Origin of the sequence: Liquorilactobacillus nagelii DSM 13675 (assembly GCF_019444005.1) — a bacterium.
In the GTDB taxonomy this organism is placed as follows: Bacteria; Bacillota; Bacilli; order Lactobacillales; family Lactobacillaceae; genus Liquorilactobacillus; species Liquorilactobacillus nagelii.
This window is the reverse complement of the sequence record NZ_CP049304.1, coordinates 1,473,797-1,497,555: the sequence shown is the minus strand read 5'-3', so window position 1 is coordinate 1,497,555 and position 23,759 is coordinate 1,473,797. Positions and strand designations below refer to the sequence as shown.

Annotated in this window: 22 protein-coding genes; all 22 read left to right on the top strand. The window is 37.3% G+C overall.

From position 1 onward, the window contains the following. The first annotated feature begins 5 nt into the window (after positions 1-5). The 22 genes from ftsE to G6O73_RS07485 all read left to right on the top strand — a co-directional run bounded on the left by ftsE (position 6) and on the right by G6O73_RS07485 (position 23,697). Positions 6-692, top strand: a complete 687-nt coding sequence (ftsE, locus tag G6O73_RS07590; RefSeq protein ID WP_057886429.1) for a cell division ATP-binding protein FtsE — start codon at positions 6-8, stop codon at positions 690-692. After that, a complete protein-coding gene (gene ftsX / locus G6O73_RS07585; protein WP_057886428.1) occupies positions 685-1,572 on the top strand; it encodes a permease-like cell division protein FtsX in 888 nt (295 codons plus the stop codon). Before ftsE ends, ftsX begins: the two co-directional genes overlap by 8 nt. Before the next feature lie 291 nt (positions 1,573-1,863). Next, complete coding sequence (locus tag G6O73_RS07580) at positions 1,864-3,030, top strand: PDZ domain-containing protein (protein ID WP_057886427.1); 1,167 nt, start codon at positions 1,864-1,866, stop codon at positions 3,028-3,030. A 16-nt stretch (positions 3,031-3,046) separates the two neighbouring features. Continuing rightward, on the top strand, positions 3,047-3,766 hold the full coding sequence (locus G6O73_RS07575) for a response regulator transcription factor (protein WP_057886426.1): 720 nt from the start codon (positions 3,047-3,049) through the stop codon (positions 3,764-3,766). Next, positions 3,717-5,174, top strand: coding sequence for a two-component system histidine kinase PnpS (gene pnpS, locus G6O73_RS07570; protein WP_245002948.1), 1,458 nt, complete (start codon positions 3,717-3,719; stop codon positions 5,172-5,174). Before G6O73_RS07575 ends, pnpS begins: the two co-directional genes overlap by 50 nt. Continuing rightward, complete coding sequence (locus G6O73_RS07565) at positions 5,161-6,021, top strand: phosphate ABC transporter substrate-binding protein (protein WP_228956595.1); 861 nt, start codon at positions 5,161-5,163, stop codon at positions 6,019-6,021. The genes pnpS and G6O73_RS07565 overlap by 14 nt, the downstream gene beginning before the upstream one ends. 55 nt (positions 6,022-6,076) lie before the next feature. Continuing rightward, complete coding sequence (pstC, locus tag G6O73_RS07560) at positions 6,077-6,982, top strand: phosphate ABC transporter permease subunit PstC (RefSeq protein ID WP_057886424.1); 906 nt, start codon at positions 6,077-6,079, stop codon at positions 6,980-6,982. Continuing rightward, complete coding sequence (gene pstA / locus G6O73_RS07555; protein ID WP_267473774.1) at positions 6,975-7,898, top strand: phosphate ABC transporter permease PstA; 924 nt, start codon at positions 6,975-6,977, stop codon at positions 7,896-7,898. Before pstC ends, pstA begins: the two co-directional genes overlap by 8 nt. Beyond that, entirely contained in the window at positions 7,891-8,643 is a 753-nt protein-coding gene (locus G6O73_RS07550; RefSeq protein WP_057886423.1) for a phosphate ABC transporter ATP-binding protein, read from the top strand. The genes pstA and G6O73_RS07550 overlap by 8 nt, the downstream gene beginning before the upstream one ends. Positions 8,644-8,727: 84 nt before the next feature. Continuing rightward, complete coding sequence (gene phoU / locus G6O73_RS07545; RefSeq protein ID WP_057886422.1) at positions 8,728-9,396, top strand: phosphate signaling complex protein PhoU; 669 nt, start codon at positions 8,728-8,730, stop codon at positions 9,394-9,396. Between the two features lie 94 nt (positions 9,397-9,490). Beyond that, entirely contained in the window at positions 9,491-9,826 is a 336-nt protein-coding gene (locus G6O73_RS07540; protein ID WP_057886421.1) for a PspC domain-containing protein, read from the top strand. Positions 9,827-9,844: 18 nt separating this feature from the next. Further along, positions 9,845-10,192, top strand: coding sequence for a phage holin family protein (locus G6O73_RS07535; protein WP_057886420.1), 348 nt, complete (start codon positions 9,845-9,847; stop codon positions 10,190-10,192). 33 nt (positions 10,193-10,225) lie between these two features. Beyond that, positions 10,226-11,167 (top strand): HPr(Ser) kinase/phosphatase, encoded by a 942-nt coding sequence (gene hprK / locus G6O73_RS07530; protein WP_057886419.1) that lies wholly within the window; start codon positions 10,226-10,228, stop codon positions 11,165-11,167. Between the two features lie 13 nt (positions 11,168-11,180). After that, positions 11,181-12,026: a prolipoprotein diacylglyceryl transferase gene (gene lgt, locus G6O73_RS07525; protein ID WP_057886418.1), complete on the top strand. Its 846-nt coding sequence runs from the start codon at positions 11,181-11,183 to the stop codon at positions 12,024-12,026. An 11-nt stretch (positions 12,027-12,037) separates the two neighbouring features. Then, positions 12,038-13,045, top strand: a complete 1,008-nt coding sequence (locus G6O73_RS07520) for an NAD(P)H-dependent glycerol-3-phosphate dehydrogenase (protein ID WP_057886455.1) — start codon at positions 12,038-12,040, stop codon at positions 13,043-13,045. 85 nt (positions 13,046-13,130) lie between these two features. Continuing rightward, positions 13,131-14,063, top strand: coding sequence for a thioredoxin-disulfide reductase (gene trxB / locus G6O73_RS07515; RefSeq protein WP_083478539.1), 933 nt, complete (start codon positions 13,131-13,133; stop codon positions 14,061-14,063). 172 nt (positions 14,064-14,235) lie between these two features. Continuing rightward, on the top strand, positions 14,236-15,963 hold the full coding sequence (locus tag G6O73_RS07510) for a phospho-sugar mutase (protein WP_057886417.1): 1,728 nt from the start codon (positions 14,236-14,238) through the stop codon (positions 15,961-15,963). Between the two features lie 157 nt (positions 15,964-16,120). Continuing rightward, the gene (locus G6O73_RS07505; RefSeq protein ID WP_224288557.1) at positions 16,121-16,642 is read left to right on the top strand and encodes a transcription repressor NadR; all 522 of its coding nucleotides are present in this window, start codon (positions 16,121-16,123) and stop codon (positions 16,640-16,642) included. Between the two features lie 86 nt (positions 16,643-16,728). Beyond that, entirely contained in the window at positions 16,729-18,162 is a 1,434-nt protein-coding gene (locus G6O73_RS07500; protein WP_057886416.1) for a nicotinate phosphoribosyltransferase, read from the top strand. A gap of 118 nt (positions 18,163-18,280) precedes the next feature. After that, positions 18,281-20,284: an excinuclease ABC subunit UvrB gene (uvrB, locus tag G6O73_RS07495; protein ID WP_057886415.1), complete on the top strand. Its 2,004-nt coding sequence runs from the start codon at positions 18,281-18,283 to the stop codon at positions 20,282-20,284. Between the two features lie 19 nt (positions 20,285-20,303). After that, positions 20,304-23,147 carry an excinuclease ABC subunit UvrA gene (uvrA, locus tag G6O73_RS07490; RefSeq protein WP_057886414.1) on the top strand — a complete coding sequence of 948 codons (2,844 nt, stop codon included), beginning with the start codon at positions 20,304-20,306 and terminating at the stop codon, positions 23,145-23,147. A 76-nt stretch (positions 23,148-23,223) separates the two neighbouring features. After that, positions 23,224-23,697, top strand: a complete 474-nt coding sequence (locus G6O73_RS07485; protein ID WP_057886413.1) for an S-ribosylhomocysteine lyase — start codon at positions 23,224-23,226, stop codon at positions 23,695-23,697. Positions 23,698-23,759: the final 62 nt, after the last annotated feature.

Sequence of the window (23,759 nt, the reverse complement as noted above, 5' to 3'; positions counted from 1 at the left end):
TTCCGGTGATTGAATTTAAGCACGTATTTAAAAATTATACCAATGATATTGAAGCTGCGAGTGATCTAAGCGTTAAGATCGATCAAGGAGAGTTTGTTTATGTGGTTGGCCCTAGCGGTGCAGGCAAGTCAACTTTTATTAAAATGATGTATCGTGAGGAGCAACCAACTTCGGGTCAAATTAAAATCAATGAATTTGAACTGGATAAAATTAAAGGCCATGAAATTCCTTATTTGCGACGTGAATTAGGAATTGTATTTCAGGATTTTAAATTGTTACCGAAAATGACAGTTTTTGAGAATGTGGCTTATGCTCTGCAGGTTATTGAAAAAAAGCCAGAAGAAATTAAACAGCGCGTAAAGCGGGTGCTTGATCTGGTTGGATTGGCTGATAAAGCAGCAGCATTTCCAGATGAACTATCTGGTGGGGAGCAGCAGCGAATAGCGATTGCTCGAGCTATTGCTAATCAACCTGGAATTGTAATTGCTGATGAACCGACTGGAAACCTTGATCCTGATACAGCTGGCGGTATTATGGATATTTTAGAAGAAATTAATCAGCAAGGAACGACTATTGTAATGGCTACTCATAATAGTGGGATTGTTAATCAGCGGAAACATCGAGTAATTGAAATTGAAGCTGGTCACATTATTCGTGATCAGCGTAAGGGGGGCTTTTCAAAAGATGAATAGTCTGACACTCAAACGACATTTAAAAGAGAGTTTTAAAAGTCTTAAACGAAATGGTTGGATGACCGCAGCTGCTATTAGCGCAGTTGCGGTGACTCTTTTGCTGGTAGGAGTACTTTTGTCGATTTTATTGAATATTGATAAAGTGGCCTCAGATATTGAAAATGATGTTCAAGTTAGGGTTTTAATTAATCGAGGAACAACTAAAAAGCAGCAAGAACAGTTGCACCAAAAATTAGCTGATTTAAGTGAAGTTAAAAGTATTCGTTATTCAAGCAAAAAACAAGAACTGAAAAACGTTATTGGCAGCTATGGTAAGGAATTTAAACTTTTCAGTGGGGATGATAATCCATTAAATGATGTTTATGTGGTTAAAACCAAACGACCTGAACAAACAGTAAAAGTTGCCAAAAAAGCTGAGCAAATGAAATTTGTCTATACAGCGAAATATGGCGGAGCTTCAGCCAAAAAGCTATTTCATGTAGTTGATAGTATTCGAACTTGGGGTGTTGGAATTAGTTTATTGCTTTTGTTTGTAGCGGTTTTCCTAATTTCAAATACAATTCGAATTACAATTTTATCACGCAAAAATGAAATTGCAATTATGCGATTGGTTGGAGCTACGAATGGTTTTATTCGTTGGCCATTTATTTTGGAAGGTGCTTGGACGGGAATGTTTGGTGCCTTGGTGCCAATTGTGATTGTTGATTTTGGCTATGTTTGGCTCTATCGAGTTTTAACGGCGTCACTGGCCAGCACAGGGTATCAATTATTGACACCAGCAGCATTTTTATTTCAGATTGATTTACTATTGATTGTGATTGGAATTGTAATTGGAGCGTTGGGTTCAGCTATTTCAATGCGTCGGTTTTTAAAAATTTAGCTGCTAAAGAATTTAAAATAAATGAAAAAGACGGGTTAAATTATTGTGACCCCAAAAGCTTAGATTTTTATGGAGTGGAGAAATCCACTCCTTTTTGTATATTATTGATGATCAGAGTTTTTGTCTGGAAATTTTTTCTGTTAACTCAGCATATAATGATCTAATTTGGCTTTTTGTGAGACTGTTGGGAATGCTTGCTTGGTTATAGGTTTATTCTAATTTTTTTGTACTCTTAAATCAGAATTGCTATACTGAAAGTATTGAATCATTATTAAGAAAGGTGTCCAAATAATGGTATTTGAAACAATAGAAAAATTTTTGTTGCAACCATTAGTCTGGTTAGCAATTCTAATTACTGGTGTTACATATGCAAGAAGAATTTCTTTTGAACGGAAACAATTTCGTGTAGCAATTAATCGTGACTTTTTTGAGGGCAGACATTTTATTAAGAATTTTTTAATCTTAGGAATTGGTGGAAGTTTACTTACCAGTCTTGTCGGAGTCATGCTACCATGGCAGTGGATCATTCTTTATCAAATCTTGATGGGGATTGGATTATTGGTCTATCCTTTTTTCAAAATTGATAGTTTCTTTTTTTGGTGGATTAGTTTGTTGAGCTTAATGGGTGCTAGTTGGATTTCACTTAGAACAGCTGAACGGCTACCAAAAGTAATTAGTCAATCGCTAACAATTAATCATCTGGAATTGATAACTAGTGGGGCTGCATTGCTGTTTATTGCCGGTTTATTACTGTTAGGAAAACTGATAATGTTACAGCGATACCAACCCTTAGAGGTTACACCAGCAATTAAAAGGGGAAAACGGGGTCGTCGATTAGTTTACTATTCATGGCAAGATTTAGCTTTAGTACCATTAGTTTGTTTAGTACCAAGTAATAACTTGACAAATTTTTTTCCGGGGTGGTTTTTGATAACAATCGCTAATCAGCCTTTTCAAGTATTTGTGTTACCACTTATTATTAGTAGTGGTTTTAAGTTTTGGCGCCAATCAGCTCAAGCAGCTTGTCGGTTTGAAAAGATCAGTTTGTTGAGCTTAGTGCTGATTTTTTTTGCGGGCTCAATTCTGTGCTGGCTTTTTCCAACTAAATTTGAATTAATTGTTATGTTGTTATTGTTACTGACGTTGGTTATTTTATGGTTTAAGCGAAAGTTTGAACAGCGGGAAAGTAATTGGTATGTGGAGACTCACGATGGCGTTCGAGTAATTGCTGTTCAGCCAAATACTCCGGCAGCTAAAATGAAAATTCAGCCAGGAGATGAGATCTTAATCTGTAATGGTCGAGAGGTCCATAATGAAACAGAATTTTATGCGGCTTTAAAAACAGATGCCACTTTTTGTCGCTTTAAAATTCGCAACTATGCTGGTGAATTAAAATTAGCTCAAGGAGCCATTTATGCAGATTCGCCTCATGAAATTGGTCTAGTAATCTTTCATTAAAAATGGAGGTACTCTTTTGAAAAAAATTCTAGTAGTCGATGATGAAATGGCAATTGTTACTTTATTGAAATATAATTTGGAAACGGCGGGCTATCAAGTAACAGTGGCAATGGATGGACAAAAAGCTTTTGATGAAGCCATAACTGATCAATATGATTTTATTTTGTTGGATTTGATGTTGCCCAAGTTGGATGGCTTAGAAGTTACTAAACGTTTACGACAAGAAAAAATTAAAACTCCAATTATGATTTTAACTGCCAAGGGTGAAGAATATGATAAGGTTATTGGTCTAGAGTTGGGCGCGGATGATTATTTAACAAAACCTTTTTCACCACGAGAAGTTTTGGCTAGAATTAAAGCAATCGCTCGGCGAACTACCGATACAGTAGATGAAGAATTAGCAATAAATTCAGCAAAAGAACCACAAGAGATTTACCATTTTCCTGACTTTACAATTGATTTAACTAACTATTCGGTAATACGTGCTGGGAAAAAAGTTAAACTTACTCCAAAAGAGTTTGAGCTATTAGCTTATTTTGTTAAACGTCCTCAGCGAGTTTTGAGTCGAGATAAACTTTTGAATGGAGTTTGGGGTTTTGATTACGTTGGGCAAACCCGGATGGTTGACATGCATGTCAGTCATTTACGTGAAAAAATTGAAAACGATCCTCATCAACCGCAATATATTGAAACAGTCAGGGGGTTTGGTTATCGTTTTGAAGGTAAAGCTGAATAAAATTATAAAAAATGTTGTGGTTGATTTTGCAATAATTTTTACAGTTTTGTTAATTACTTTTGGTCTATTTATTAGCTTGAATAATTTGCCAGCCAGTGAATTGTTCGGATCAAAAAAATGGCTATTGTTAGTTTTTAGCAGCCTTTTTTTTAGTTTGTTAGATACTAGTTATCGTTATTGGCAACAAAAAAAACGACAAGAAAAAATATTGTTGTTGAGCGAAAAATTGCGAGCAATCATTGCAGGTGAAAAACCACAACATTTGTTGTTAGCTCCAAGTGATCCATACTTTGAATTAGCGCAGTCAATTAATCAAGTGCAAAGCTTGCAACGAGATATTTTTAAACATTATTTAACCCAGCAGCGGGGGTATTTTTCATTAATTGAGTATTTAACGATTGGTGTAATGGTGCTAGATCAGGATCAAAAGATTTATCTCAGTAATCATGCAATGAGTGATTTAATGGGTCGCGAGATGAATTTGAAAGGACACTTATATGCCGATGAATTACGAAACTATGATTTGAGTCATTTGATTGAAACAACTTTTCAGACAAAAAAAGATCAACATACTGAATTGAAATTAGAATTTAATGCTAAAATAGTTGATGCACATAGTGTTTTTGTACCAGTTAGTCAACACCATTTTCTGGTTATGGTTTTATTGTATGATTTAACTGAATTAAAAGAAATTGAACAAATGCAGTTGGATTTTGTTAGCAATGTTAGTCATGAATTAAAAACACCAATCACTGCCATTACAGGTTTTAGTGAAACCTTACTAAATGGAGCTATGAATGACCAAGTAGCATTACCGCAATTTTTAAAAATTATTCAACAGGAGAGTTTGAAATTAACGGCTTTGGTAGAAGATATTTTATCCCTAGCAAGAATTTCAACCAATACAACTTTAAAATTAAAAAAAATTAGATTGCAGACTTATCTAGCTGAAGTTTTACAAAGTTTTCAACCAGAAATCAAAAAGAAAGAAATTCAAGTTCATAATAAAGTTCCGGCTGATTTTATTGTTGATAGTGATGACCACAAACTTCGGCATGTGATTAACAATTTATTACAAAATGCGATTAAATACAATGATGTTGGTGGTGAAGTATGGATATCTTGCCAGCAAACGTCACAAAACTGGCAGTTGATTGTCCGTGACAATGGTTGGGGCATTCCGCAGGACCAACAAGAACGAGTTTTCGAACGTTTTTTCCGAATTGAAAATTCTCGTTCACGTCAAACTGGGGGAACAGGGTTAGGCTTGGCAGTTGTTAAGGAATATGTGGCAGCGATGAAGGGAAAAATTAAAGTTACTAGTCAAGTTGGAGTTGGCTCTGAATTCACAATTATTCTTCCCTTAGTTGGGTTCGGAAAGCGAGAGGATAGTCGTGAAAAAGTTTAAACGAGTGGTGTTTCTTGTGCCCAGTGTTTTGCTAATATTCTTTTTAAGCGGTTGTCAGCAATTAAACCAGGAGTCGTTGACGGTTGCCGGTTCAACAGCGATTCAGCCGATTATCGAAATGGCGGCAGCAAAGTACCGGCAACAACGACCAAATAGTTATGTCAATGTACAAGGTGGTGGTTCAGAAACCGGTTTGAGCCAAGTTGCTGAAAGAGCAATCGATATTGGAACTTCAGATGTTTTTGCTTCCAAAAAGGCCAGCCTACAGGTTCATAAATTGCAAGATCACAAATTGGCAGTCAGTGGAATTGCAGTGATTGTCAATGCTAAAACGGGAGTTCATAATTTAAGTATGAGGCAGGTTCAAAAAATTTTTACTGGGAAAATAACTAATTGGCAGCAAGTTGGCGGTAAAAAACTGCCGATTACAGTAATTAATCGAGCTGAAGGAAGCGGTACGCGATTGAACTTTGAGACTTTAGCTCTTGCACATCATTCAAGCATGGTAGCACAAGAACAAGCTTCATCTGGAACGGCCTATCAAATTGTCAAAGAAACAGCAGGAGCAGTCTCATATGTTGCTTTTCCCTATGTTCAAGCGGGAGTTATCGCACCGAAAATTGATGAAGTTAAGCCGACTGTTGCTAATGTGGAAGATAATCACTGGAAACTTTGGTCATATGAGCATTTATACACGCGACAAAACCCAAGTCAAAAGGTTCGGGATTTCATCAATTATTTGGGCTCAAGCCAAGTAAAAAAAATAATTCTTAAATTAGGTTTTATTCCAGTTTCTGCTATGAATGTAGCTCGCAATCGATATGGAACGATTGAAACAGTTAAATAATAGCAAAATTTTTAAAAAGGTCTACAAAAACTTATATTAGGAGGTGGTGATTTTAATGAAGAAATCTCAGCCAGATTTATTTCAACCAGCTATAGCAGCTAGGCGAGAAAAAGTTGGTCATTTTATTGTGTCACTAGCAGCAATGCTGATTATTTTGCTGGTGATAATCGTTTTGGGCTTTACAGTTTTTCAAGGAACTGCACTGTTTCGCAAACAACAATTTAGTTTAACGGCTTTTTTGACTGGAGTACACTGGCTACCTGCACGGGGCAGTTTTGGCGCATTACCATTGATTTATGGTTCATTGCTTGTGTCAGCGGTTAGTCTTTTATTAGCCGGACCTTTAGCTTTAGGAACAGCAATTTTTATAACAGAGTTGTCTCATAAGCATTGGCAGCAATTATTTCGCAGTGGCTTGTCAATTTTAGCTGGGATACCAGCAGTTGTATATGGTTTAGTCGGAATTGTTGTAGTGATTCCATTACTACGTGAGTTGTTGGGCGGGACAGGATATGGTTGGTTAGCGGCGGCAATAATTTTAGCAGTGATGATTTTACCAGTTTTAATTACTTTAACAGCAGATGCTTTTGCTGCCGTACCACGGAAATATCAAGTTAGTGCTACAGCCTTAGGAGCAACCAAGTTTCAGATTTGGCGAACATTAATTTTTCCGTTAGCGACCGCTCGTTTGAAAACAGCGTTGGTTTTTAGTTTTGCACAAGCCTTTGGTGAGGCAGTTGCAGTTCAAATGGTTGTGGGTAATGCTGCTTTATTGCCGATAAAACTTAATTCACCTGCTGCTACATTAACAAGTGTGATTACAATTAATTTAGGCGACACTTCATTGAATAGCAGTCAAAATAATGCCCTTTGGTCGTTAGCGCTGGTTTTGTTATTAATGTCACTGGTATTTAATTTGTTAACACACTATTTGATTAGAGGTAAAAAAGATTTTGAATAAACCAGTTATAAAGCTAACTTCGTGGTGGGAAAAAATAATAAAGATTTGGGTTTATTTGATGACAGTGAGTGTCTTAGCCATTATTTGTGGTCTATTATTGTTAATCTTTGGCCTAGGTCTGCCGCAGTTGAACTGGCATTTTTTTACAGCCAGTAGTAACTATTTAACCGGTGGCGGCGTTGGAGTTCAATTATTCAATACTTTATACATACTAGTTCTAACTTTATTAATTTCGTGGCCGTTAGCATTTGGAACTGCAATCTGGTTATTTCAATATGCACAGCAAAATTGGTTTACTAAAATGATTCGGACAATGTTGGAAATTTTAAGTTCATTGCCAACAATTGTGATTGGATTGGTTGGTTTTTTAGTTTTTGTAGTTAAACTGCAATTGGGCTTTTCAATTCTATCAGGTAGTCTAACGCTGACAATTTTAAATTTACCATTGCTAACTAGTACAAGTGAAAATGCACTACGTTCTGCTGATCAACGTTTACAAACGGCAGGATTGGCTTTGGGATTGTCAAATTGGGATTGTTTGCGAAAAATTATTATTCCGCAAGTTCGCCCAGCGCTGTTGACGGGAATTGTTTTGAGTGCAGGACGAATTATAGGTGAAACAGCAGCACTAATTTACACAGCTGGTCAGAGTGCAATAGCACTTGACTGGTCTAATTGGAATATTTTAAGTACAGGGAGTCCTTTAAGCCCTTTTCGCTCAGCTGAAACTTTAGCTGTACATATTTGGAAAATCAATGCTGAAGGAACAATTCCTCAGACATTGCAAATTTCGACTGGTTCAGCAGCATTATTAATTTTAATAATTATTTTATTTGACACAGCTGTTTACGGTTGGTTATGGTTACAACAAAAAACAATAGAAGAAAGAAAATTTCGGGGACCATTTAATGAATGAGGCAATTTTAAAAACTGAGCATTTAAGTGTTCGAGCCAAGCAACCAATTTTAAGTAATATTAATCTTGAGCTTCAGTCGAAGGCTATAACGGCTGTGATTGGCCCGTCAGGTTCAGGAAAAACGACATTATTACAAGCTTTCAATCGATTGAACCCCCGTCAATTAACAACTAGTGGACAAGTTTTGTTTGACGGAATTAATATTTATGAATCACAAATTGACTGCTACCAGTTGCGCATGAACATTGGCATGCTATTGACTCAGCCTCTGATTTTTCCAATGACCTTAAAAGAAAATTTAACGATTGCCCCCCGATTTACCTCACGGCTTAGTCGGGATGAATTGACTATAGCAATTGAACAAAGCTTGCGTCAAGTTCATCTATGGGAAAAGTTAAAGGACAAATTGGTCCAAAAAAAGTTCGAACTGAACCTCAAAGAACAGCAGGAATTTTGTTTGGCAAGAGCATTATTAGTTAAACCGCGGATCTTGCTGCTTGATGAACCGACAGCTTTGTTAGATTCCGCAGCAACACTGCAGTTTGAAAAAATTCTTCTAGAGTTGAGGGATCATTTAACAATTGTCATCGTTACACATAATTTACAACAAGCCGCGCGGATTGCTGATGAAACAGTTTTTTTACAACATGGAAAATTAGTTGAGTTTGGCCCGACACGCAGATTATTTACTCGTCCGCAACAAGCTGCGACTGATCACTATTTGACTAAAAAACTTAATTCTTAAACGAAATTTAATTGCGTCCAATTTAATTAAAGTATAAAATCAAGACTAACTTAAACGATTGTCAAAGCCAGGGGGGTGAACTGATTGCGAGAAACATTTGATAAAGAATTAGTCCAATTACATGTTCGTTTTGCTGAAATGGGAATGCTCGTTAATGAAGCTATTTTTCGAACAGTAAAAGCCTTTGTTGATCATGATCAAGAATTGGCTAAAATGGTTATTCAAAATGATCAAGCTATTAATCAATGTGAAAACCAATTAGAAAAAATGACTTTGGAAATCATAGCTTTGTACCAACCAGTTACCTCGGATTTGCGTGATGTAATCACTGTTTTAAAAGCTAGCTCAGACATCGAAAGGATTGCTGACCATGCAGTTAGCCTAGCCCATGCAACAATTAAAATGAAAGGAACTCATCGAATCCCTGCAATTGAAATTGAAATTGCTAAAATGGGAGAGTATGCCTCACAGATGGTAGCAGATGTTTTAGATGCGTATATAAAACGCAATTTGAAACACGCTTACCAAATAGCACAACGGGATCTTTTTCTGGATCAAGAATTAGCTAAAATTAAGCAACTTTGTTTAACTAAAATGCAGGCTGACCAAAAAGCAGTGGTTAGTGGCTCATACTATACACTAGTTGCAACTTATTTAGAACGCATCGGTGATTATGTAACCAATGTTTGTGAGTGGGTGGTCTTTTTAAAAAAAGGCGAAATTGTTGAATTAAATCCTGGAAATGAAGATTAGATAGATAATTGAAATCTCAAAGTGGTAATTTGCTAATTTTAATGGCAAAATGTACAATTTTAGATGAACAATGCTGAAAGTAGGAGGATGAAATATGAAATTAAAAGGAAAAAAATTGCGTCGTTCAGATAGCCGCCTAATAGCTGGGGTATGTGGTGGATTAGCAGAATTTTTGAATTTTAATCCATGGATTGTCCGCGGAATTTTTTTAGTGTTATTAGTAATTCCGCACATAGCATGGTTGGTAGTGAGTTGTTATTTGATTTTAGCAATTTCAATGCCGCCTAAATTAGGTGAAAAATTTTTCAGCAGTTTTTTCTTTGAACTAATTCGAAGTTTGTTTAAAAAAGAGTCTCCTCAAAAAACAAATTATTCAGATAAAAAGCGGAAAGTTATTCACGATGTTCGTGAAAAAGATTTAAAAAATTAATTAATTTGGAGGTTTTTTATGTACTTTTGGCAAAGAGTCATTATTAATGCCTTAGTTTTTATTGCAACAGCTGGTTTTTTACCGCAGTATTTTCATGTTTCAAGTATCTGGGTTTCGTTAATTGCTGCGGCTGTTTTAGGATTATTGAATATGATCGTTAAGCCAATTTTGGTCGTGTTGTCACTGCCAATTACGATTATGAGTTTAGGGTTCTTTTATTTTGTGATCAATGGCTTAATGCTAGAGTTAACTTCAAAGCTGATTGGAACTAATTTCCAGTTTTCAAGTTTTGGGGCAGCTTTTTTTGTGGCATTGATTTTGAGTGTTGTTAATCTAGTTATTACCAACCATTTGGGCTTTAAATAGTTAAAATTCGTGGTTGGAAAGGGAGGGGTTTTTGTGAGCAGTCCGGTTAGTGTGGCTGATTTAGTTGCAGCAACAGGAATGATAGTTTTTTCTGGTGGTAAATATTTAAATGAACGTTTAATTTCAACGAGTGATATTTCACGACCGGGGTTGGAGTTAACAGGCTATTTTGCGTATTATCCGGCAGAGAGAATTCAATTGTTAGGAATGACGGAAATTTCATATGCAAGGAAAATGGGAACAGCTAAAAGGCAACAAGTTATGCAGCAGCTATGTCAACCCGAGCAGACACCTTGTTTTGTGATTTCAAGATTGTTGCCAGTACCTGAAGAACTTGATATGGCAGCAAAATCGGCCAAAATTCCAGTTTTACGTTCAAAATTGCCAACGACTAGACTATCTTCTAAAATGACAGATTTTCTTGAATCACGTTTGGCTGAACGCCAGTCTTTACATGGTGTTTTAGTTGATATTTATGGGTTGGGTGTTTTAATCACTGGTGATTCTGGGGTTGGAAAATCTGAAACAGCACTTGATTTAATTAAGCGCGGTCATCGGCTAATCGCTGATGATCGAGTTGAAGTTTATCAAAAAGATGAACAGACTATTGTTGGAGAAGCTCCGCAAATTTTACGGCATTTGCTAGAAATTCGTGGAATTGGAATTATTGATGTGATGAATTTGTTTGGTGCGGGGGCAGTTCGAGCTGATACACAGATTTCATTGATTGTTCATTTGGAAAATTGGAACAAAGACAAGCAGTTTGATCGATTAGGCAGTGGAGAACAGAAAGTGAAGATTTTCGATGTAGATATTCCGAAAATTTCAGTTCCAGTTAAAATTGGTCGTAATTTGGCAATCATTATCGAAGCAGCAGCAATGAATTATCGCGCTAAAACAATGGGATACGATGCTACCAAAGCATTTGAAAATAATTTGAATAATCTAATTCAAGAAAATTCAACTAATCAGTAAGGGAGATTTTGCTTTGAACTCATTTTTAGCAGCACTAAATCCAATTGCTTTTCATTTAGGTGGAATTAAAGTCCATTGGTACGGAATTATCATTGCTACTGGAGTGGTTCTGGCAGTTTATTTGTCAGTTCGTGAAGGAAAAAGGCGCGGTCTTAAAGAAGACGATTTTTATGATTTAATTTTATGGGCTTTGCCATTTTCAATTATTTCAGCTCGAATCTATTATGTGGTGTTTCAATGGTCATACTATGCCCAGCATTTAGATCAGATTTATCAAATTTGGGATGGTGGGATAGCAATCTATGGTTGTTTAATTGGAGCGATTATTGTAATTTCGGTTTTTTGTCATTATCGGCAGATTCCAGAGTGGCTTTTACTGGATGTGGTGGCCCCAACAGTAATTATGGCCCAAGGAATCGGTCGTTGGGGCAATTTTATGAACCAAGAGGCGCATGGTCGGCCGACAACCTTAGCTTTTTTACAAAAATTACATTTACCAGATTTCATTATTCAACAAATGCGAATTAGAGGTGTTTATTATCAACCGACATTCTTATATGAATCGCTTTGGGATATAGCTGGTTTTGTTGTTTTAATGAGCTTACGTCACCGTCCAAAATTATTTAAACGCGGTGAGGTTTTCTTTGGTTACGTAATCTGGTATTCTTTTGGACGTTTCTTTGTCGAAGGAATGAGAACGGATAGTTTGATGTTGGGATCTTTACGGGTATCTCAGTGGCTATCAGTTGTTTTGTTTATTGGAGCAATTGCTTGGTTGTTACATCGACGCTATTGGCATCCGTTGGCACCTTGGTATCTTGATGGCGTAACAGAATATGATGAAAAAATTGAGGAGTGACTTTTTTGAAGATTAGTAAAGTGGCCGTTATTGGTGCAGGTTCTTGGGGTAGTGTGTTAGCTAATGTTTTAGTGAAAAACGGTTTAGATGTTAAAATTTGGACCCGTGAAGAAAAGCAAGTAGCTGAATTAAATCAACAACACACTAATCGTCACTACTTACCGGAACTAAAGTATGACGAACGATTGATAGCAACAAATGATTTAGCTGCGGCAATTAAAGATCGTCAAGTTATTTTATTAGTGATACCAACGGTCGCGATTCGAACTGTTTCTCAAAAAATTGGTAAAATTTTGCAAGAAAACAATGAGCAACCACTAATTGTCCACGCTAGCAAAGGACTTGAATTAGGGACTCATAAGCGAATTTCTGAAATTATAACGGAGGAGATTCCTGCTGAAAACCGGTCAGGAATTGTTGCTTTTTCTGGCCCAAGTCATGCAGAAGAAGTTGCACGTCAAGACATAACTTTAATTACAGCTGCATCAACAGATTTAACTGCTGCCAAAGCAGTTCAAAAAATGTTTATGAATGACTTTTTCCGTATTTACACCAATGAAGATATTGTCGGTGTTGAGTTAGGGGCCGCTTTTAAGAATATTATTGCTCTAGGAGCTGGGGCTTTACACGGTTTGGGTTATGGTGATGATGCTAAAGCAGCTTTAATGACACGTGGACTAGCTGAAATCTCACGCCTGGGAGTCGCAATGGGAGCTAAATCGCAAACCTTTATTGGGCTTTCAGGAGTTGGTGATCTTATTGTTACTTGTACAAGTGTCCACTCTCGCAATTGGCGAGCAGGCAATCAATTGGGTCAAGGAATACCTTTAGCGGATGTTATCGAAAATATGGGAATGGTTATTGAAGGAATTACTACCAATAAGGCTGCCTATGAATTAGCTCAACAGCAGCAAATTGATATGCCAATTACTCAAGCAATTTATCAGGTTCTGTATCAGGGATGTGATATTAAAAAGGCAATAACTGAATTAATGCAGCGTGAGGGACGTTCGGAATAGGTTAGGCAATAAATTTTATTTACTGAAGATGGCAGTGTATAATCTATTTTGACTAATAATTAGTAAGTGAAAGAGGGCAAGATGATTGGCAGAGAAAAAATATGATGTGATTGTAATCGGAGCAGGGCCAGGAGGAATGACGGCGGCACTTTATGCTTCACGTGCAAATTTATCGGTTTTAATGTTAGATCGCGGAATTTACGGTGGGCAAATGAATAACACTGCTGAAGTAGAGAATTATCCTGGTTTTAAATCGATTTTAGGGCCAGATTTAGCAAAAGAAATGTATGCTAGTGCAACACAGTTTTCAGCTGAATTTGCCTATGGGAATGTTGAAAACGTAACAGTTGCAGCGGATGGAACTAAAATCATCAAAACTGATAATGGGGATTTTAGCACACAGGCTTTGATTATTGCAACGGGTTCACAATATAAAAAATTGCAAGTTCCTGGTGAAAAAGAATATAGTGGACGTGGAGTTTCTTACTGTGCAGTCTGTGATGGTGCCTTTTTCCGCAATCAAAAAGTTGTGGTTGTTGGTGGTGGAGATTCAGCAATTGAAGAAGGAGCATACCTAACTCAGTTAGCTAGTGAAGTTAATGTTATTCATCGCCGAGATCAGCTGCGGGCACAGAAAATTTTACAAGATCGGGCGTTTGCTAATGATAAAATGAAATTTACCTGGGATACAATCGTTACGGAAATTATCGGTGATGGGAAAAAGGTTACTAAAGTCAAGACGCACAATAAAAAAACTGGTGAAGATAGCGAAATTGCGACCCATGGTGTTTTCATTTATGTGGGATTATTGCCAGTTAGTGAACCTTTCCAGGATTTAGGAATAACCGATAAAGCTGGGTGGATTATTGCCGATGATAAAATGGCTACGGCAGTTCCTGGAATTTTTGCTCTAGGGGATGTTCGAAAGAAAGAATTACGACAAATTACCACGGCAGTCGGGGATGGTGGAATTGCTGGTCAAAATGCTTACAATTATTTAGAATCACTTAAAGACTAAATAAATTGCGATAGATTTGTTTATTCCTTTTAGTTGATAATTATTGCTGAAAAATAATTATCACTCAGGAATGGGCAGATCTTTTTTTAATAGAGATTAGAAAAAAATTGTTTTCTAACAAATTTAAAAGCGTTTTATAGTATACTAGTAGTAGTTAAGGAGAGTGATAATTGTGAGTTGGGAAGAAACATATAATTCTTGGAAAGATTATCCAAAATTGGATGCAGAATTAAAAAAAGAATTGGAAGCAATTAAAGATGATTCAGAAAAAAAGGAAGAAGCATTTTATGCACCAATGGAATTTGGTACGGCTGGAATGCGTGGCATAATTGGTGCTGGAATTAATCGGATGAATATTTACACTGTTCGTCAGGCTACTGAAGGGTTGGCCCGCTTTATGGATACATTAGATCCGGCGGTTAAGAAGCGTGGAGTAGCGATTAGTTTTGATTCTCGCCATCATTCAGAAGATTTTGCTCATCAAGCTGCTGGTGTTTTAGGGGCTCATGGGATTCCAAGTTTTGTTTTTGAAAGTCTCAGACCAACTCCTGAATTATCGTTCACTGTTCGTCACTTGAATACTTATGCTGGAATTATGATTACTGCTAGTCATAATCCTAAACAATATAATGGTTATAAAATTTATGGTGAAGATGGTGGTCAAATGCCACCAAAGGAATCAGATTTGATTACAGGTTACGTTCGACAGGCAGTTGATTTGTTTGCAATTAAAGTTGCCAATGAGCAGCAACTAAAATCACAAGGGCTTTTAAAAATTATTGGTGATGATGTCGACCAAGCTTATTTGGCAGAGGTTGATCAGATTACCATTAATCGTTCATTAGTTAAAGAAGAAGGCAAAACTTTAAAATTAATTTTCACACCATTACATGGGACTGGAGCAATGTTAGGTGAAAAAGCTTTAAAGCAAGCGGGATTTACTAATTTTACAATGGTTAAAGAACAGGCAACTGCTGATCCAGAATTTTCGACAGTAGTTAAACCTAATCCAGAGTTTCCGGAAGCGTTTGATTTAGCGATCAAACATGGCAAAGAAGAAGATGCTGATTTACTGATTGCGGTTGACCCCGATGCTGATCGACTTGGAGTTGCTGTTCGTCAACCATCTGGTGAGTATCAGTTGTTGACTGGTAATCAAATTGCAGCCTTAATGCTAAACTATATTTTAAAGGCACGTAAAGCAGCAGGTTCTTTGCCAGAAAATGCTGCCGCGGTTAAATCGATCGTTTCTAGTGAGTTTGCGACAGCAATTGCTAGACAGTATCATGTTAAAATGATCAATGTTTTGACTGGTTTCAAGTTTATTGCTGAACAAATCAAGCATTTTGAAGAAACCGGATCGCAGACATTTATGTTTGGCTTTGAAGAAAGTTATGGTTATTTAATTCGTCCATTTGTGCGTGATAAAGATGCAATCCAGTCATTGGTAATGTTAGCAGAAGTTGCAGCAGATTATAAGCGACGTCAGATGAACTTATACGATGGACTACAAGAATTGTTTGAAAAATACGGCTATTATGCTGAAAAAACAATTCCCTTAACTTTTGATGGAATTGATGGTCCAGAGAAAATTTCACGTTTAATGACAAAATTTCGTGAGGCGGCGCCAACTGAATTTGCTGCGATTAAAATTACAGCAACTGCTGATTTTCAAACAGCTATTAAGAAAACCGCTGCTGGTGAAATCAGCAAAATTGATTTGCCAAAATCAAATGTCTTGAAGTATTATCTAGCAGATGGTTCTTGGATTGCAGTTCGACCTTCAGGTACTGAACCAAAAATTAAATTTTATATTGGAACACAAGCTGACAAGCAAGCAGAAGCAGTAGCCAAACGGACTGCATTTGAAAAAGCTTTGCAGCAATTTGCAGCTGAATAATTTCAGATAATGGATGATGGATGGTGACTTTTTAGTATTAATGCTGGAATAAAGGGGCAAGGACAAAACGATATGTTTGTCCAGTCCCTTTTTAGTAGCTTATTTTTAATTAGTGGGAGGTTGCCTTTTTAAAGAAATGTCAAAGATGGTGGTGAAAGTGAAAAAAGATAGCGAAAACCGACGTAATAAGGTTAAAAATGACCTTTATAATCAACAACTCAGTGCGAGTGCTTTAGCAAAAAAATATCATGTTAGTCGCCAAACAATTGTTGGTGATATTGCTTTACTGCGTGCCCAAGGTGAACCGATTATTGCGACGGTCAATGGATATCATTATCAAAAAAGCAATAATCTTTATCAAGGTATAATTGTCTGTCAGCATAGTCGCCAGCAAACAAGAAGAGAGTTAGAAATCATAGTTGCTGCTCAAGGTCAGGTTTTAGATGTGGTAGTGGACCATCCACTTTACGGCCAGTTGATTGGAACACTGGGGGTAATGACTACTTCGGATATCGAACATTTCATGGAGCAATTAACTAATGATCAAGCTAAGCTCTTATCTAGTCTAACTAATGGAATTCATTTACATCACTTAGCATGTCCAGATGAACTGACATTTATTCAAATTAAACAACAATTACAACAAGCAGGAATATTATATTCCGGTGATGAAACTTGACAGTCAAGCGTCGATGGGGTACCTTATTTTTTAAGATGTCTTGACACAAATAACCATACTTTTATAAGTTGGTTTGGAGGAAAAAAATGGAAACGCGAAATTTAACGCTATTGTTGGATTTTTATGAATTAACAATGGCAAACGGATTTTTGCAAGAAAATCCGGAAAAAATTGGTTACTTTGATTTATATTTTAGGAAGGTTCCGGATCAAGGCGGTGTAGTCATATATACCGGGCTAGCTCAAGTTATTAAGTATTTAAGTAATTTGAATTTTAGTGATTCAGATATTGAATACTTACGCGACTTGGAAACTTTTGATGATGAATTTTTAAGTTATTTGAAAAATTTTGAATTCAAGTGTGATGTATGGTCAATGAAAGAAGGGACGCCCGCTTTCCCAAACGAGCCTTTGCTTACAGTTAGGGGGCCAATTTTGCAAGTTCAATTGCTTGAGACAATGTTGTTGAATATTGTTAACCATGAATCATTAATTGCAACTAAAGCGCGTCGTGTTTGTATGGTTGCTCATGGAAGACCGGTAATGGAATTTGGTTCACGTCGGGCTCAAGGTGCTGATGCGGCAACTTATGGTGCCAGAGCGGCAGTAATTGGGGGATGTTCAGGAACTGCCAATGTCTTAAGCGCTAAACAATTTGGATTAAAACCGCTAGGAACGATGGCTCATAGCTGGGTTCAATCATTTGAAAGTGAAGAAGCAGCTTTTGCAGCTTGGATGCGAGTTTACCCACACAATTGTTTGTTGTTGGTTGACACCTATGATGTTTTAAAATCTGGAGTACCACATGCAATTGAAATTTTTAAACAATTAAAATCACAAGGAATTACAGGCCCATTTGGGATCCGCATTGATTCTGGTGATATTACTTATCTGACTAAACAAGCTCGGAAAATGTTGGATCAGGCTGGCTTCTCTGAGGCAAAAATCACAATTTCAAATGCTCTAGATGAAGATGTTATTCAAAATGTTTTAGAAGAAGGAGCCCAAGTTGATAGTTTCGGAGTAGGTGAAAAATTAATTACAGCTGCCTCTGATCCAGTTTTAAGTGGGGTATATAAGCTGGTTGCAATTCAAGAAGCTGACCAGTTAATTCCTAAAATTAAATTGAGTAATACGGTTGAGAAAACTACGATTCCCGGTTTTAAACATCCATATCGAATGTATGACGAACATGGCAAAGCGCGGGGGGATCTTTTGTTACTGGCTTCGGAAAAAATTCGTCAAAATAGTACAATTTATAATTCCGATCCAAATAAAACGATTCAAACCCGACGTTTAAAAAAATGGCAGCTAAAGCCACTCCATCAACAAATTTACGCGGAAGGAAAATTGATTTATCAACAACCGGCAACTTTAGCCGTAAAACATTATTCAAAAGAAAAAATCAATGAACTTCCCGAAGCTTGTTTACGCCTGAAAAATCCCGATACTTATGATGTTTTTTGGTCAAAGCAAGTGCGCCAACTAAGAACTAAAATGATTAATGAATTTACCAAGTAAGTAATCGACGTGCGAAAGTATGTTCGCTGTGTTAAAATAAATAAGCATGATAATGGACCTTGACAGGCAGTTGTCGGGGTCTATTTATTTTAGAGCGAATTGAACAGGGAGCGGTTAAATGATCGAAAGACAAACGAATCGAAAATTTGAATTAGTTTCCCAGTATCAGCCAACTGGTGATCAGCCGGAAGCAATTCAACAATTGACAGCTGGAATCCGTACAGGTGAACAAGCACAAGTTTTATTAGGGGCAACGGGGACCGGCAAGACTTTTACGATTTCAAATGTAATTGCGCAAGTTAATAAGCCAACGTTGGTTTTGGCGCATAATAAAACCTTAGCCGGCCAGCTTTATGGCGAGTTCAAAGAATTTTTTCCGCATAATGCGGTTGAATATTTTGTTAGTTATTACGATTATTATCAGCCAGAAGCCTATGTGCCATCAAGTGATACCTATATTGAAAAAGATTCAAGCATCAATGATGAAATTGATAAATTGCGTCATTCTGCAACTAGTTCTTTATTAGAGCGTAATGACGTGATTGTTGTTGCTTCGGTTTCGTCAATTTTTGGCTTAGGTGATCCAAACGAATATCAGGCCCATACATTGTCTTTACGGACAGCGGAAACATTAGAGCGTGATCAGCTATTACGTCAATTGGTAGATATTCAATTTGAACGTAATGACATTGACTTTCAACGTGGTCGTTTTCGAGTTCACGGAGATGTGGTTGATATTTTTCCAGCTTCGCGTGATGAACGGGCTTTGCGTATTGAATTTTTCGGCGATGAGATTGATCGAATTTGTGAATTTGATGCTTTAACGGGTGAGATTCTAGCCGAACGAGATCATGTTTCTATTTTTCCGGCAACTCATTTTATGACTAATGATCAGATTATGGATCAGGCAATTACTGGTATTCAAAGTGAGTTAAAAGCTCGTTTAAAAACATTGCATGAAAAGGGCAAACTTCTGGAAGCTCAACGGTTAGAACAACGAACAACCTATGACATTGAAATGTTGCGGGAAATGGGATATTGTTCAGGAATTGAGAATTATTCCCGGCATATGGATGGTCGGAAACCAGGGGAACCGCCTTATACGTTGCTGGATTTTTTCCCAAAGGATTTTTTATTAGTAGTTGATGAGTCTCATGTTACAATGCCGCAGGTACGTGGAATGTATAATGGTGATCGGGCACGCAAACAGATGTTGATTGATTATGGCTTTCGGCTACCGAGTGCCTTAGATAACCGACCGCTAACACTTGAAGAATTTGAACAACATATTAATCAAATTGTTTATATGTCAGCTACTCCTGGTCCGTATGAGTTGGCCCAAACAAAACATGTTGTGCAACAGATTATTCGACCGACAGGTTTGTTAGATCCATTAATTGAAATTCGACCAATTATGGGACAAATGGATGATTTGGTCGGTGAGATTAATTTGCGCATCGAACGAAATGAGCGAGTCTTTGTAACTACTTTAACTAAAAAGATGGCTGAAGATCTTACTGATTACTTAAAAGAGTTGCAAATTAAAGTTGCTTACTTACATTCAGATGTTAAAACGTTGGAAAGAACTAAAATTGTACGTGATTTGCGACTTGGCAAGTACGATGTTTTAGTCGGAATCAATTTGTTGCGTGAAGGAATAGATGTCCCAGAAGTCTCATTAGTAGCAATTTTGGATGCAGATAAAGAAGGATTTTTACGAAGTGAACGTTCATTAGTTCAGACAATTGGACGGGCTGCTCGAAATGAGAATGGTAAAGTAATTATGTATGCGGACGCGATCACTGATTCAATGCAAGCAGCGATTGATGAAACAAAAAGGCGTCGGACAATTCAAAAAGCCTATAATGAGAAACATCAAATTATTCCACATACGATTAAAAAGAAAATTCGTGATTTAATTTCCATTACTAAACCAATTAAGCAGCACGAAAAGGCCAGCTTTACTGAAACAGAGTTCGCAGATATGACCAAAGCAGAGCAAAAGCAAATGTTAGCCGATTTGACTGAGCAGATGCGTGCGGCAGCTAAAAAACTTGATTTTGAAGCTGCAGCGGCTTTACGTGATACTATTTTAGACTTAAAAAGTCAATCGGATAGTTAGCTAAAAGGAGAGAAAAAAAGTGGCGCAAGATAAAATTATTATTCATGGTGCGCGAGCACATAATTTAAAGAATATTGATGTCACCATTCCAAAAAACAAATTAGTTGTGATTACTGGGTTATCCGGTTCAGGTAAAAGTTCGCTGGCTTTTGATACACTATATGCTGAAGGCCAACGACGTTATGTCGAAAGTCTATCAGCCTATGCACGACAATTTCTAGGTCAAATGGATAAACCAGATGTTGATTCAATTGATGGCCTTTCTCCAGCAATCTCAATTGATCAGAAAACGACTTCTAAAAATCCACGTTCAACAGTTGGAACGGTTACCGAAATTAATGATTATTTAAGGTTGCTTTGGGCTCGTGTTGGAACGCCAATTTGTCCCAACGATGGTCATTTGATTACTAGTCAGTCACCACAACAGATAGCGGAACGAATTTTACAACTACCAGAACGTAGTAAGATTCAGATTTTAGCTCCACTTGTTCGTGAAAAGAAGGGCCAGCAAAAGAAAATTTTAGCCAAAATTAAACAGACTGGTTTTGTCAGGGTAAGAGTTGATGGCACAACGTATGATTTGGACCAAGTTCCAGAGCTGGATAAGAATAAAAAACATTCACTAGCAGTAGTGGTGGATCGTCTGATTATTAAGCCGCAAATCAGATCGCGCTTGTTTGATTCATTGGAAGCAGCTTTAAATTTGGCAGATGGTTATGTCAGTGTTGATGTTATTGATGCTGACATGTTGCAATTTTCTGAGAAGTTCGCTTGCCCTTACTGTGGTTTTACGATTGGTGAGTTAGAGCCACGATTGTTTTCTTTTAATGCACCATTTGGCGCTTGTCCTGATTGTGACGGAATTGGAATTAAACTTGAAGTTGACCGTGATTTAGTAATTCCTGATCCGCAAAAAACGTTGGCTGAGGGTGCAATCGAGCCTTGGAACCCAATTAGTTCAAAGTATTACCCAACGCTACTAGAACAAATGTGTCACGCTTTCAAAATTCCACTAGATGTGCCATTTGCTAAATTATCGATCCAACAACAAAACTTAATTTTATTTGGTGATGCCACCCGAACTTTTCATTTTCATTATGAGAGTGATTTTGGTGGTGTCCGTGATGTTGAAACACCTTTTGAAGGGGTAATTCCCAATATTGATCGGCGTTACCATGAAACCAACAGTGATTTTACCCGAGATGTGATGCGTAAGTACATGACCAGCTTAACTTGCCAGACTTGTCATGGATATCGTTTAAACAAAAAAGCTTTAGCAGTAAAGATTGCTGCCAAGCATATCGGTGAGGTTTCTGACTTTAATATTGAACATGCGTTGACTTTCTTTAAATCATTGAAGTTTAATCAACAACAAAGTAAAATTGCTCGTCCAATCTTAAAAGAAATAATTGATCGATTAACTTTTCTTGTAAATGTTGGTTTAGCTTACTTGACTTTAAGTCGTTCCGCTAGAACCCTTTCAGGTGGTGAAGCCCAGCGGATTCGTCTGGCAACCCAAATTGGCTCAAATTTATCTGGTGTTCTTTATATTTTAGATGAGCCTTCAATTGGTTTACACCAAAGAGATAACGATCGTTTAATTGCTTCACTGAAACAAATGCGTGATCTGGGGAACACTTTAATCGTGGTTGAACATGATGAAGATACAATGCGTGCAGCTGATTATTTGATTGATATTGGTCCTGGAGCAGGTAATAATGGTGGTCAAGTGATGGCTGCGGGAACTCCAAAACAAGTCGCTCGTTCAACTAAATCACTGACTGGACAGTATTTAGCTGGCAAACGTTTTATCCCGCTGCCAGCCAAGCGAAGATCTGGAAATGGTGATTTTATTAAATTAATGGGCGCTGCAGCAAACAACTTAAAGCAAATTGATGTTCAGTTTCCCTTAGGAACGTTAATTGCAGTTACTGGTGTTTCAGGTTCCGGAAAATCGACTTTAGTTAACTTGATTTTAAAACGTGCCCTAGCACAAAAATTGAATGGCAACTCGGTCAAACCGGGAAAGTACCGGAAAATCACGGGCATTGAAAAACTTGAAAAAGTAATCGACATTGATCAGACACCGATTGGCCGAACTCCGCGCAGCAATCCAGCAACTTATACGAGTGTTTTTGATGATATTCGTGGTTTGTTTGCGCAAACTAATACAGCCAAGTTGCGAGGATATAATAAGGGAAGATTCAGTTTTAATGTTAAGGGTGGACGTTGTGAGGCATGTCGTGGCGATGGAATTATCAAAATTGAGATGAACTTTTTGCCAGATGTTTATGTTCCCTGTGAGGTTTGTCATGGAACTCGCTATAATTCTGAAACATTGGAAATTGAATATAAGGGAAAAAACATTGCACAAGTGCTGGATATGACGGTTACTGAAGCATTGGACTTTTTTGCACCAATTCCAAAAATTAAACGAAAATTACAGACAATTGTTGATGTTGGTCTGGGTTATGTTAAGTTAGGACAGCCAGCAACCACTCTTTCAGGTGGTGAAGCTCAGCGAATGAAACTAGCAGCTGAATTACATCGCAAATCAAATGGTAAGAGTTTTTATATTCTGGACGAACCGACAACTGGATTACACAGCGAGGATATTCGTCGTTTATTAGAAGTTTTAGAACGGTTAGTCGACAAGGGGAACACAGTTTTAGTAATCGAGCATAATTTGGATGTTATAAAGACGGCTGATTACTTAATTGATCTTGGTCCAGAAGGCGGCGATGGTGGTGGAAAAGTAGTTGCAACTGGGACTCCAGAAAAGATTGCTGAGAACCCAGCTAGTTATACCGGCCAATATTTAGCAAAGATGTTGCAAAAAACACCAAATTTAGCAGTAAAATAAATTGTAGCAGCTTGCATTTCAAGCTATTCATGCTAGAGTAAAAGAGAATATTAAAATCATTAAGGAGGAATTTTAAATGGCAAAAGTCGAAAGTTTTACTTTAGATCATACAGCTGTTAAAGCACCCTATGTCCGGTTAATTACAGTTGAAGAAGGTCCTAAAGGAGATAAAATTTCTAATTACGATTTGCGACTAGTTCAGCCGAATGAAAATGCAATCCCTACTGGTGGATTGCATACGATTGAACATATGTTGGCTGGTTATTTACGGGATCAGATTCCTGAAGTAATTGACTGTTCTCCATTTGGATGCCGAACAGGGTTTCATTTAATCACTTGGGGTGAACATGATACAGCGACAGTTGCAAAAGCATTAAAATGGTCATTGGAACAAATTACGCAAGCTTCATGGGAAGATGTTCAAGGAACAGATATTAAGAGCTGTGGTAATTATCGTGATCATTCTTTATTTTCAGCTAAGGAATGGGCCAAAAAAATTTTGGCTGAGGGAATTTCTTCGGATCCATTTGAACGTCATGTGGTTGAATGAGCGATTAAGTTAAGTAATTAGTTGGGAGCTGGCATATATTTGGTTGCCAGCTTTTATTTTGC

Coding starts and splice junctions, on each gene's coding strand:
- ftsX (WP_057886428.1), top strand. CDS start 685: ATGAATAGTCTGACACTCAAACGACATTTAAAAGAGAGTTTTAAAAGT.
- G6O73_RS07580 (WP_057886427.1), top strand. CDS start 1,864: ATGGTATTTGAAACAATAGAAAAATTTTTGTTGCAACCATTAGTCTGG.
- pstC (WP_057886424.1), top strand. CDS start 6,077: ATGAAGAAATCTCAGCCAGATTTATTTCAACCAGCTATAGCAGCTAGG.
- G6O73_RS07550 (WP_057886423.1), top strand. CDS start 7,891: ATGAATGAGGCAATTTTAAAAACTGAGCATTTAAGTGTTCGAGCCAAG.
- G6O73_RS07540 (WP_057886421.1), top strand. CDS start 9,491: ATGAAATTAAAAGGAAAAAAATTGCGTCGTTCAGATAGCCGCCTAATA.
- G6O73_RS07535 (WP_057886420.1), top strand. CDS start 9,845: ATGTACTTTTGGCAAAGAGTCATTATTAATGCCTTAGTTTTTATTGCA.
- G6O73_RS07500 (WP_057886416.1), top strand. CDS start 16,729: ATGGAAACGCGAAATTTAACGCTATTGTTGGATTTTTATGAATTAACA.
- uvrB (WP_057886415.1), top strand. CDS start 18,281: ATGATCGAAAGACAAACGAATCGAAAATTTGAATTAGTTTCCCAGTAT.
- G6O73_RS07485 (WP_057886413.1), top strand. CDS start 23,224: ATGGCAAAAGTCGAAAGTTTTACTTTAGATCATACAGCTGTTAAAGCA.